We start from the raw sequence: 12,042 nt of genomic DNA, 5'->3' as shown, positions 1-12,042 counted from the left end.
AACGTCTTAGTGCGCATGCGCGTTAACCTCATTAGCCAGTAAAAACGCGATACAGCTAATTAACTGTAATACATGAAATTTATCAGTACTTTACCAAATACACAATCAGGAAAAACGTGCATGCACTATTTTAATTCGTCTTTAAGCTGCTCTATTTGCCGATCGATAGATGACACCAGCGTGTCGGCCTCTTGCGCTGCAGCGACTTGTTCCTGAGCTAAGCTTTGCTGCCACGTTGCACCGGCTAGGTTGTTATTCGCATACCGCCGACTTTCACGCAGATTACGTAAGCGCTGGTCACGCGCCGCAATCACCCGCTTACGATCACCCTCAAGCCGAGTGATCTCTCGGGCAATGCGTTGTTTTTCGATATAGGTACTGATTTCTTTTTTCTTATCAGAGGTAGCGTTTGAACCCACGCTTGATTGAGAAATGCTGTCATTGCTTTTAATAAAGCTACCGACGCCACTTAAATCAACTGGCTGGCTATTTTCATCGCAGGGATCTGCTTGATACTTTCCATCAGCACATTTATAGACTTCAGCATTAGCCGAAAAAGTAGGACCGACCGTTAATATCAGCGCGAGTATTATTAAAGATTTTCTATCCATAGATCACCTCAATGTTGATAAACAGTAGATTACGCTTTCAGGTATCCAAAACCAATCCAAAAAAAGCGAGGTATCCAATAGGCATCCACGCAAATATTTTATTAATATTTATCAATCAACTAGATTAAAATCAGTTCTACCCAGCATGGGGGCAATGGAAAAGGTTCTATCGATTGGAATAGTTGATATAACAGTGTTTTTACTCATTTTAGATTGAATCATTACTCTCACATTCTATTAGGCGGTTTTCACACATTTGTGCATTTGTCTAATTACTAAGTATCCTGTGAGGTACCCCAAATTATTGGATTGAGCACTCAAGATGGTGTTCCCAGTAATTGACTCGGGAACACGTACTGAACAACACACTACAAATGCGTCGTTAGGGTGAAGCAAAAAGTGAGACAGTTTGCAGCGAACATCGCACTTTTACAAAGTCAGCTAAGACGCTCAAGACCAAGACGCCTTTTTGATAGCACTCCACAATGCCGAAAATAGCCATATAAAATGGGATTACGTAAGACGCGATGGGATAGAGAGTTGAGTAGCAACGCCTTCTCACAAGTTCAAGTGCAAATAAAAGTCGAGTTACTCCATAAAAAGGCTAAAAAACTTTGCAGCATCGGCACTCATGAGCCACTATGAATGGGGCTAATGCAGCCCATTTTTGTATGTATGAGACGTAAAACAACGCTATTTGACGATAAGCGTCTTCCAAGCAAACTTATGAACCATCTACAAAACGGTCTAAACAATAAAGGACACGGTTATATGGAGCTTTAGCTGCCTATAACTCAGATAAATGATAAGAATATCTTTAAATTAGCCTCACATTTATAGCTGTCTCATCTAAGCTGATAGAGTGTGATCAAGATTGCTGTCGATAAGCAACTTTTCTAATAGCCTTAAGCAATGCCATTACTCCATGGTTTAGGCTCAAAAGAGGACAAACTTAGGCATGAACGTTAATTTTATTAATCCTTTCCTCCAATCTTTGCTCAATGTCATATCTACGATGGCGAGCATGGATTTGACGCCGGGCAAACCCCAAATCAAAGTAGATAACTTAGCTAAGGGTGATGTATCCGGCCTAATAGGTCTTGTTGGACCCCAAACAAAAGGATCACTGTCGATTACCTTCGAACAAAAGCTTGTTTTGCAGATAATGCAGAATATGCTGGGCGAAAACCCGGGTAAAATTAACGAGGAAGTGACTGATTTAGTAGGCGAAATTACGAATATGGTGACTGGTGGCGCAAAAAATCTTTTGGGTCAAAAAGGCTATGAATTTGAAATGGCCACTCCTATGGTCGTATCAGGAAAAGGCCATACTATTTCCCATAAAGCTAATGGCACTAAGATTATCATGCCATTTACAAGCCCGCATGGTACTGCTTATATTGAAATATGTTTTGAAAACTAATAGCCAAAATGCATCAAGCCAGTCAGCTCAAAATACATTAACTATCCTGTCGCTCTGGATCTTATGTTTCATTCGCTTATTTAAAGCCAGATAACAAAGATCAGAACGGCTGGTTTACCGTAGCCTGAATTGAGGTATTTTTATCGTCCATTTTGCCGCCTAACACCAGTTCAGCACAGCTTCATCCTCAGGTCCAAAACATATTGCGTCGCCAACGGTGAACTGCAAACCACTATTTTGCTTATCTCAGCCCTACAGGTTCGACACTTCTCCCGCTAACAAATAACTATAATTCATAGTGTTATTTGCAGTAACCATTCGTGTAGTGGCAATTATTCATCCTGACACTTTACATAAAAGAAAACGGTGTTTAATCACCGTTTTCTTGCTAAAAAGTGTCCCAGAATACTTCCATTTGTCAGGGTTAAGCTAAGCAAACAGCAACCCTTGGCGTAAGCTTAGTAACTAATTCATAAGCGATAGTGCCGATATGTTCAGCGACTTCCTCCACGGGTAATGCCTTACCCCACAGCAATGCACTATCCCCAACTTTATCTTGCGCACCTTGACCTAAGTCAACAGTCAACATGTCCATAGAAACACGGCCGACTATGGGTACGCGGCGACCATTGACCCACACGGGTGTGCCTTCCGGTGCATTGCGAGGATAACCATCACCATAACCAATCGCCACTACGCCTAAACGAGTATCTTGCTTCGCGGTCCAGAAACAACCATAGCCCACTGGCTGATTGGCTTTATGATCCCGTACCGCAATCAACTGTGATACCAATTCCATCGCAGGAACTAACCCGTGATTCGCACCGCAATCACCAGTAACAGGAGATACGCCATAGAGTGCGATACCAGGACGGATCCAATCGCCTTGGCTCAGAGGCCAATACAAGGCACCAGCAGAGTTGGCTAAGGTTCTAAATCCGGGCAAGCCTGCCGTTAACGTATTAAAAGCCGCCATCTGCACTGAGGTATAGGTGTTTTCAGGCTCGTCCGCACAGGCAAAATGTGTCATCAAATGGATCGGTTTTGCCACATTTGGACAGGCCATTAACCTTGCGTAAACCGTTGAAAATTGTTCGGGCGTAAAACCTAAACGATGCATGCCTGAATCCACTTTAAGCCAGACAGTGACAGGTTTTGACAACACAGTTTGCTCTAACATTTCAAGCTGAGAGCTGTGGTGCACTACAGTGTCAATATCATGCCCGACGAGTAACGGGAGATCGGTGGCGCGGAAAAAACCTTCTAGTAATAACAAACGCGCTGTCACGCCGCCCGCTCGTAATTCTAAGGCCTCATCCAATCGTGCTAGGCCAAAGCCATCGGCACTGACTAAACAATTAGCGACATTCAATAATCCATGACCATAACCGTTCGCTTTAACGACGGCCATCACACGACTCGCTGGTGCCTGTTGACGCAACGCAGCGAGATTGGTTTGCAGTGCACTACTGCTAATTTCTGCACGGGGAAAAGGGTTCAAAATTTACCTTGTTTACTCAGGAAATAAAAAGTCACGGATATAAAAAATACATCAATACAGCTCATCTTCTGCAAACGCAAACTGACTGTTTTTAAACGTCAATTAATCTTCTTCAAACTGCGGCCCAGCATAATTATCGAAACGCGAAAATTGCCCTTGGAAAGTGAGCCGCACCCGACCAATGGGGCCGTTACGTTGCTTACCAATGATGATTTCTGCCGTGCCTTTATCTTGAGAATCGTTGTTATACACTTCATCGCGATAAATAAACATGATGAGATCCGCATCTTGCTCGATAGCGCCTGATTCACGTAAATCCGAGTTAACAGGACGTTTATCGGCCCTTTGTTCGAGCGAGCGGTTAAGCTGCGACAGGGCAATAATCGGGATTTCCAACTCTTTGGCTAATGCTTTCAGCGAGCGTGAAATTTCAGAAATTTCTAAGGTACGGTTATCTTTTAAGGCGGGCACCTGCATTAACTGCAGGTAATCTATCATGATCATAGATAAACCACCGTACTCACGGGCAATACGACGCGCGCGGCTGCGAACTTCTGTCGGGGTTAATCCCGAACCATCATCAATATACATTTTGCCTTGCTCAAGCATTATACCCATGGTCGATGAAACCCGCGCCCAATCCTCGTCATCGAGCTGACCAGTACGGATTTTGGTTTGATCAACACGGCCCAAGGAGGCCAGCATACGCATCATAATCTGTTCTGACGGCATCTCGAGACTGAAAATAAGTACGGGTTTATCTTCATTCATCGCGGCTTGTTCGCACAAGTTCATCGCAAAGGTGGTTTTACCCATAGAAGGACGCGCCGCAACGATAATCAAGTCACCGGACTGGAAGCCTGCGGTCATTTTATCGAGATCGTTAAAACCGCTCGATACTCCAGTCACACCGTTATGGGGGTTGTTATAAAGCTGCTCAATCTTATCGACGGTTTTTTCCAGAATGGTTTTGATACCTTCGGGACCTTCATTAGCATTGGTTCGCATCTCGGCGATCTTAAATACTTTACTCTCAGCAAGGTCGAGTAATTCACCCGAGTCCCGACCTTCTGGGTTATAGCCCGCATCGGCAATCTCATGTGCGACGCGGATCATGTCACGGACCACGGCCCGCTCACGGACGATTTCAGCGTAAGATAAAATATTACCCGCACTTGGGGTATTTTTCGCAATCTCACCTAAGTAGGCAAAACCACCGGCATCTTCTAATTGGTTCTCAACTTCGAGCTGTTCAGAAACCGTGATCAAATCGATCGGTTGCCCTAAATCGACCAATCTGTGCATGGCAGAAAAGATCATCTTATGTGAGCGAGAGTAAAAATCCTCTTTTACGACAGCCTCTGCGACCCTGTCCCACGCTTCGGCATCTAACATCAAGCCGCCTAATACCGATTGTTCAGCCTCAATTGAATGCGGTGGCAGCTTGAGTCCATCAAGCTGCAAATCTCTTGGCTTACTTTTAGGCTTAAAAGCACCTTGTTGTGACATTAACGCTCCCGATTTCCAACAACTTAACAAAATATGATATAAAACCCGCGTCAAGCAAACAGGATGTTTACACTCGCCTGTTATTTCATTCCAACGGACACTCTAACAATCAATAAGGAAAGAACATGCGTATTGCATTGGTTGCGGCCTTAGTACTGACATCCGGCATAGCAACTGCCGACGAAGGACAATGGCAACCTTATCAAATGCCTTCAATTGCAGACAAACTCAGTGAACGCGGAATCGATATTCCGGCAGAAAAACTGGCCGACCTGACAAGTTATCCAATGAACGCTGTGGTTGGGCTGGGCTATTGTACCGCCAGTTTTGTCTCCCCCCAAGGGCTAGTTGTGACAAACCACCATTGTGCCTACAAGGCGATACAATATAACACTAAGCAAGAGCATAACTACCTAGAACAAGGCTTTTTAGCAACATCAATGGACAAGGAACCCTCTGCCGGTCCTAACGAACGTTTATACATCACAGAAGCAGTGACCAATGTTACCGCGCAAATCAATAAAGACCTCAGCCAAGACCCGCTAAGTCGTTACGAAGACATTCAAAATCACAGTAAAGCGCTCATCAAAAGCTGTGAAGCCGATACTAACTATCGTTGTAATGTGCGCAGTTTCCATAACGGCTTAGAATACTACTTAATCAAGCAATTGATGATCCGCGATGTGCGCTTAGTCTACGCACCACCTGAAAGTGTAGGGGGCTATGGTGGCGATATTGATAACTATGAATATCCACGCCATTCGGGTGATTTTGCCTTCCTACGGGCTTATGTGGGTAAAGATGGCAAACCTGCCGCTTATAGCGACGATAATATTCCTTACCAGCCAAAGAGCTACCTTAAGGTCAATGCCGATGGCGTAAAAGCCGGTGATGGCGTGTTTGTGGCGGGTTACCCAGGCACGACTAGCCGTTACAACCTGACCAGTGAACTTAAATTTGCCAGTGATTGGTTGTACCCAACCCAAGCTAAGCGTTATCAATTACAGATTGATACTATCGAGGCTATGGGACAAAAAGATGCCGATATCGCTATTAAGTACGCAGGTAATATGGCCTCAATGGCCAACCGGATGAAGAAACTCAACGGCCTATTAGCGGGTTTTAAAGCAACGGATATCATTGGCATTAAGCAAAGCCGTGAAGATAATTTTTTAGCTTGGCTTAAACAAAACCCTAAGCTAAATCAAAATCTCATTGCTGAGTTAGAAGTGTTACTCGCCGAGCAACAGCAAGCATTCCAAAGTAATTACTACTTTACCAATGCCCAATCTAGCACATTGTTAACCGCAGCAAACAGCCTCTACCGTCTTGCTAAAGAAAAACAAAAGCCCGATGCCGAGCGTGAGCAAGGCTACCAAGAACGTGATATTGCTATGTTAAGCTCACGTCTTAAACGTATCGATTCAAGTTTTGATGTCACTGTTGATAAGACTTTGTGGCTACAGGATTTAAATGCTTACCTAGGCCAATCGAATCGCGTGGCAGCGCTCGATAAAATGTTAAGTGTTAATAGTAAAGACGTAGATCTCGCGGCTAAACTCGATGGTTTGTATTCACTCACTACGCTCACAGACCAAGCTAAGCGCCTCGCGTGGATGAATGCCGATGCTAGCGCTTTCGAAACCAGTGCAGATCCCTTTATTCGTTTAGCCGTAGCACTTTACGACACGAATATGGCACAGGAAAAATCAGAAAAAATCTTAGACGGCAAGCTATCTAGTGCTCGCCCTGATTATATGGCGGCTGTGATCGAATACTACAAAGCAAACAACTGGCCAGTCTACCCTGACGCCAACGGTACGCTACGGATCAGCTATGGCATGGTTGATGGTTATCAATCACGTGATGCGCTCTATAAACAGCCGTTTACTCGTCTTGATGGCATAGTCGCAAAACACACAGGCGTTGAGCCCTATAATGCGCCGAAAAAACTCCTCGATGCGATTAGCGAACAACGTTTTGGCGATCATCTGGTGAAGTCGGTTTATCAAGATTCCCGCGGCTGGATTTGCAGACTCTTCTCTTGTTTAGATAAACCAGAAGAATTTAACTCAGTACCTGTTAATTTCTTATCCAGCGTGGACACCACAGGTGGTAACTCCGGCTCACCAGTATTCAACGGAAAAGGTGAGTTAGTGGGCCTTAACTTCGACTCAACCTATGAAGCTATCACTAAAGATTGGTTCTTCAACCCAACCATCACCCGTGCAGTGCACGTGGATATTCGCTATATCCTGTGGATGATGGATGAAGTCGACCATGCCGATAACTTAATCCAAGAATTGGATTTAGTGAGAAATTAATACTCTGAGCCAAACACGGATTTAACCCATCTAGTCAAAAGCTGCTCACTGTCATGACAGTGAGCGGCTTTTATTTGGGCTAGTATTTTAAACGCGGATACGCTTTGAGACTGAATGAGTAGACATATCACTTGCCGCATTATACCAATCGTATTAAATATCTGTTCATTCAGCGGGAGTTCAAAGCGCTTTAGACAAGGCGAAGGCTTGAAGGCATAGTGGTGCTCTGTCGAAAGCCTTAAACGCAGTATAAAGCGCTTTGCCATGCAGTGAACATCAGCCGCCCTTCGGGAGCCTCACAGGCATCCCACTCCCGTGTTGCATTGACTTAAAAGGGAATAACCATTTCTGCGTCAATGCGCCTTGGATTGAGATGCCTGTGAGGCTCTGAACTGATTAGATATTTAATGTGATTGGTATTAATCCATCGCAAACCAATATCAAACCATATTGACCACAGCTAAATACTGAATTTCAGCCATAAAAAAACACCGCCGAAGCGGTGTTTCTCTTAAGATTAAAGCAAGGAGTAATTAAGCTTCTGCAACGATAGAAACTTTAACAACAGCTTTAACTTCAGTGTGTAACTGAACTTCAACTTCGAAGTCGCCAGTAGTACGCAGAGCGCCTAATGGTAAACGAACTTCTGATTTAGCCAGATCAACACCAGCAGCAGTCACTGCATCAGCGATGTCACGGTTGCCAACTGAACCAAACAGTTTGCCTTCATCACCCGCTTTAGAAGCAATAACAACAGCTTCCAGTGCAGTGATTTTCTCAGCACGTAGGTTAGCAGCAGCTAATTCAGCAGCTAATTTAGCTTCTAATTCAGCGCGACGAGCTTCAAATACTTTAACGTTGCTTTCGTTAGCAACAACAGCTTTACCTTGTGGCAAAAGGTAGTTACGAGCGTAACCAGCTTTAACAGTAACTTGGTCACCCAAGTTGCCTAGGTTAGCGATTTTATCAAGCAGAATAACGTTCATTATCAAATCCTCTATATTCGATTAGGAATACTGCAATTACTGATGTAAATCAGTGTATGGCAGTAGAGAAAGATAACGAGCACGCTTGATAGCGCGAGCTAGTTGGCGCTGATATTTAGCACTAGTACCAGTGATACGGCTAGGAACAATCTTGCCGCTTTCAGTGATGTAGTTCTTTAAAGTAACGATATCTTTGTAATCAATTTCTGCAACACCTTCAGCGGTGAAACGGCAGAACTTGCGACGACGGAAATAACGTGCCATGTTGACAGTCTCCTAAGTTTTCAATTCGACATTTTCGGCATGGATGACTAAGCGGTTCTGACCATTACGCCCCTGTTGAAGCGTCATAAAGCCTTGCACTTGTACTTCCACACCTGCTTTCAGATCTTCTGCGACGCTTTCAAAGCGTGGGCCACTCAATATCACTTGAATTTGTACGTAGACGTTGCGGAGCATTTCGGCTTCATAACGCTGCGATTTGTGTTCCAACATAATCACACTGTGTGCAATACCTGCTGGGCTTTTAAAGCGTCTTGAACGAGTTATCGTTCCTGACAACACCAAGTTATTGGTGGTCACAGATTACCTTACTCAGCGATTTCTTCAGCGTGAGCTTCATCATATGAGCGTTCGCCAGCTGGGCCACGACGTGAATCGCGCTCATCTCTAGCTCTAGCCATTGGAGATGCTTCAGTAACGGCAACTTTAGTACGCATTACCATGTTACGCAGAACTGCGTCGTTGAAACGGAAAGCTGTTTCTAGCTCTTCGATCGTCTCTGCTTTAGCTTCAACGTTCATCAGAACGTAGTGAGCTTTATGCAGGTCAAGGATTGGGTAAGCCAGTTGACGACGGCCCCAATCTTCTAAACGGTGGATTGTGCCGTTAGCTTCGGTGATAACACCTGTGTAACGCTCAATCATACCTGGTACTTGTTCACTTTGATCTGGGTGAACCATAAATACGATTTCGTAATGACGCATTTATTGCTCCTTACGGTTATGTAGCCTCGGTATTGGCTCAGTCAAACCAAATGGAGGCAAGGAACGAAAAATAGTGACTGATTTGAGCGCGAGATAGTACAGAAAGCAAGCCAGAAACTCAAGCAATAACTTTGCCTCGCCAATCAATACAGGTATGATGGCGGTTCGCCTACATTCGGACGTCTGAAATAAGCTAACCAAGAATAAAACATAATGCTAAAAGTTATTGCGCCAATCAGTTTGTTTTTCCTTTCATTTCCTGCGCTTGCGCTTGTTCCACCTGATTATCAGGAACCGCCCAGCGATTTTACCGCGGAAATCGAAGCTGGCTTGCAACTGAACACAGGCAATACCGAATCCAGCAGTTTTAATGGTCGAACCCAACTGATTTACGATACAAAGCAAACCAAGCAAGAAGCCACACTAAAAGCCTATTTTGCCTCAGAAAAAAGTCAAACAACCTCCGAAAAATATGAGCTACAGTTACAATCGAGCTATAAACTGACTAAGGGTTATGTCTTCGGACGTGGTGATTTTACTTGGGATCAATTCGGTAGTTACACGCAAATATCAACGCTTTCGAGTGGTTACGGTTTCAATGCTATCAGTAGTTATAAAACAAAACTCAGTCTCGAGTTCGGCCCCGGTTATCGATATAACTTACCTGCAGAGTCGGTAACCATCCCCAGCCCTGATGCCGAAAAAGATGTCATTCTTCGTACCGCTGCCAAATTCTCTCAAAAACTACAGGAATACAGCAGTCTCAATGCCGATCTCACCGCGGAAGTGGGCGAGAACAACAACACCCTCACCTTAGATATGAACTATAAAAATCTGGTGTTCCAAGATTGGGCATTTAAGATCGGTATGAACATCAAATACACTGAAGTGGTGCCAGAAGGAAGCCAACCCATGGATACCATCACCACCTTCAACTTGCTTTACACTTTTAGATAACTCTTTTTAAAAAATACGAAGAAATACATAGAGTAACATGACGCTCACAGCCTACTCGGCTGGCGTCTATGTGAATGCTTTACAAGCATCCCCTTGAGTTGTTCCGACATAATTCAGTGATTTTTTGAGCAGAAATGCGCAATTAATCAAGATTTACCAACAATTTGCAACACAACATAAACACTAACCCCTGATATACTCACTCCTCATTATCAATCTAGTTTGTGTTTTCGGAGTTGTATATGACTAATCCGCTGCGCACTTTCGCCTCTTTATATAGCACCACGTTATTAATGGTATTAGCCGGCGGCTTGCTTACCACCTATCTTGGGCTCAGGCTCTCAGTGATGAATGTGCCGCAAATATGGATTGGCGGCATGATGTCGGCCTACTATGTTGGCCTAGTGGCTGGCTCTAAGATTGGTCATCGACTTATCGCTCAAGTGGGCCATATCCGTGCCTTTGTCGCCAGTGCAGGCATAGTCGCTGCATCGGCATTAGGCCATGCACTCGTTGATGAGCTAGCGGTTTGGCTGCTCCTCAGACTCGTGGTCGGCATGGGGATGATGTGCCAATACATGGTGTTAGAAAGTTGGCTTAACGAACAAGCTGAAAGTAATCAAAGGGGCACAGTGTTTGCGAGTTATATGATCGTATCTTACTTCGGCTTAATCTTAGGCCAAGGTGCGATCAGTATTTTCCCCGACTTAGGACTAGAGCCACTACTGCTTATCGCAATTTGTTTTTCACTCTGTATCGTACCGATTTCACTCACGCGTCGTCTTCACCCTGCGCCCTTAGTTCCTGCCCCACTCAAAATTGCCTATTACTGGAAAAAAGCGCCACAAGCACTCACGACAATCGCGATTGGTAGCATGATAGTGGGTTCGTTTTATGGTCTCGCTCCCGCCTACGCCAGTAACTTAGGTTTACCGCCTGAAAAAGTCGCCACGTATATGACGGCAACGATTTTAGCGGGATTACTGGCACAGTGGCCAATGGGAAAATTGTCCGACATTATGTCCCGCAGTCGCCTTATCCGTATCAACTGCATATTGCTCGGTATCTTAGCCTTAGCTATCGCCTTAACCCCCTATCATCCGGTGATTTCACTGGTGATGACTTTCCTATTTGGTATTTTAGGTTTCACTTTCTATCCGCTCGCCACAGCGCTTGCCAACTCTCGAGTAGAGCAAAATGAACGAGTAGGCTTATCAGCAACAATATTATTAACCTTCGGCTTAGGCGCCAGTATCGGTCCGCTTATCGCATCGACATTAATGCAATGGTTTGGCAATAACATGTTATATGGCTTTATGTCAGCCTGTACCTTAATACTCTTTGTGCGTTTACGTTATGTACATTCACAGCAAAAAGTCGAAACCAATGTCACCCAAGACTACATAATGGCGACGGGCGACTTAGTCTCTTCACCACTGGCGGCAGCGTTGGACCCAAGGGTTGATGTTGAATCAATTCAAGAGCATATGACGCCCAGCGCTAACTTAGATGAATCGGAGCATGATTTAGGGGCCGATGGCGTCGATGACGATATTATCGATGATAATGACAGTGATGAGGAACAACTCGCCTTTAGTTTCGATATTGAGCAAGCAGAGCCTGAAGCCGCTCAAATAGATGAAACTGATAGCAATCAGGTTAACCTAGACAAAGCGATGACGTAAAAAAGGCCAATAAAAAACGGATTAACTTTATATCGTTAATCCGCCTTTTTATTACGACCA

The 12,042-nt window shown here is 44.4% G+C and carries 11 protein-coding genes; 4 read left to right on the top strand and 7 right to left on the bottom strand.

The features are described 5' to 3' along the window. Nucleotides 1–125: 125 nt before the first annotated feature. The gene (locus tag CKQ84_RS11770; RefSeq protein ID WP_105251418.1) at nucleotides 126–611 is read right to left on the bottom strand and encodes a hypothetical protein; all 486 of its coding nucleotides are present in this window, start codon (nucleotides 609–611) and stop codon (nucleotides 126–128) included. 958 nt (nucleotides 612–1,569) lie between these two features. On the opposite strand from CKQ84_RS11770, the gene CKQ84_RS11765 reads away from it, so the two are divergent. Further along, on the top strand, nucleotides 1,570–2,034 hold the full coding sequence (locus CKQ84_RS11765) for a chemotaxis protein CheX (RefSeq protein ID WP_105251417.1): 465 nt from the start codon (nucleotides 1,570–1,572) through the stop codon (nucleotides 2,032–2,034). A gap of 424 nt (nucleotides 2,035–2,458) precedes the next feature. Here the strand turns inward: CKQ84_RS11765 and alr are convergent, their stop codons facing one another. Together alr and dnaB are read right to left on the bottom strand one after the other, a co-directional pair. Further along, a complete protein-coding gene (alr, locus tag CKQ84_RS11760) occupies nucleotides 2,459–3,535 on the bottom strand; it encodes an alanine racemase (RefSeq protein WP_105251416.1) in 1,077 nt (358 codons plus the stop codon). Between the two features lie 102 nt (nucleotides 3,536–3,637). After that, nucleotides 3,638–5,044 (bottom strand): replicative DNA helicase, encoded by a 1,407-nt coding sequence (gene dnaB / locus CKQ84_RS11755; protein ID WP_105251415.1) that lies wholly within the window; start codon nucleotides 5,042–5,044, stop codon nucleotides 3,638–3,640. Between the two features lie 125 nt (nucleotides 5,045–5,169). Between dnaB and CKQ84_RS11750 the strand changes: the two genes are divergently transcribed. Next, nucleotides 5,170–7,368 carry a S46 family peptidase gene (locus CKQ84_RS11750; protein ID WP_105251414.1) on the top strand — a complete coding sequence of 733 codons (2,199 nt, stop codon included), beginning with the start codon at nucleotides 5,170–5,172 and terminating at the stop codon, nucleotides 7,366–7,368. 533 nt (nucleotides 7,369–7,901) lie between these two features. Here CKQ84_RS11750 and rplI read toward each other — a convergent pair. From rplI to rpsF, 4 genes are read right to left on the bottom strand one after another with little or no spacing between them, the layout of a single operon-like run. Further along, the gene (rplI, locus tag CKQ84_RS11740; protein ID WP_105251412.1) at nucleotides 7,902–8,354 is read right to left on the bottom strand and encodes a 50S ribosomal protein L9; all 453 of its coding nucleotides are present in this window, start codon (nucleotides 8,352–8,354) and stop codon (nucleotides 7,902–7,904) included. Nucleotides 8,355–8,390: 36 nt separating this feature from the next. Next, entirely contained in the window at nucleotides 8,391–8,618 is a 228-nt protein-coding gene (rpsR, locus tag CKQ84_RS11735) for a 30S ribosomal protein S18 (protein WP_006083042.1), read from the bottom strand. 12 nt (nucleotides 8,619–8,630) lie between these two features. Next, a complete protein-coding gene (gene priB, locus CKQ84_RS11730; protein WP_105251411.1) occupies nucleotides 8,631–8,936 on the bottom strand; it encodes a primosomal replication protein N in 306 nt (101 codons plus the stop codon). 8 nt (nucleotides 8,937–8,944) lie between these two features. Then, on the bottom strand, nucleotides 8,945–9,340 hold the full coding sequence (gene rpsF / locus CKQ84_RS11725) for a 30S ribosomal protein S6 (protein WP_105251410.1): 396 nt from the start codon (nucleotides 9,338–9,340) through the stop codon (nucleotides 8,945–8,947). A gap of 213 nt (nucleotides 9,341–9,553) precedes the next feature. Between rpsF and CKQ84_RS11720 the strand changes: the two genes are divergently transcribed. Both CKQ84_RS11720 and CKQ84_RS11715 read left to right on the top strand, forming a co-directional pair. Then, a complete protein-coding gene (locus tag CKQ84_RS11720; protein ID WP_105251409.1) occupies nucleotides 9,554–10,297 on the top strand; it encodes a YdiY family protein in 744 nt (247 codons plus the stop codon). Nucleotides 10,298–10,539: 242 nt separating this feature from the next. Continuing rightward, nucleotides 10,540–11,982, top strand: coding sequence for an MFS transporter (locus CKQ84_RS11715; protein ID WP_105251408.1), 1,443 nt, complete (start codon nucleotides 10,540–10,542; stop codon nucleotides 11,980–11,982). The last annotated feature ends 60 nt before the right edge of the window (nucleotides 11,983–12,042 follow it).

Origin of the sequence: Shewanella sp. WE21 (genome assembly GCF_002966515.1) — a bacterium.
GTDB lineage: Bacteria > Pseudomonadota > Gammaproteobacteria > Enterobacterales > Shewanellaceae > Shewanella > Shewanella oncorhynchi.
Note: the sequence above shows the minus strand (reverse complement) of the source record. Positions and strands in the feature narration are given on the sequence as shown.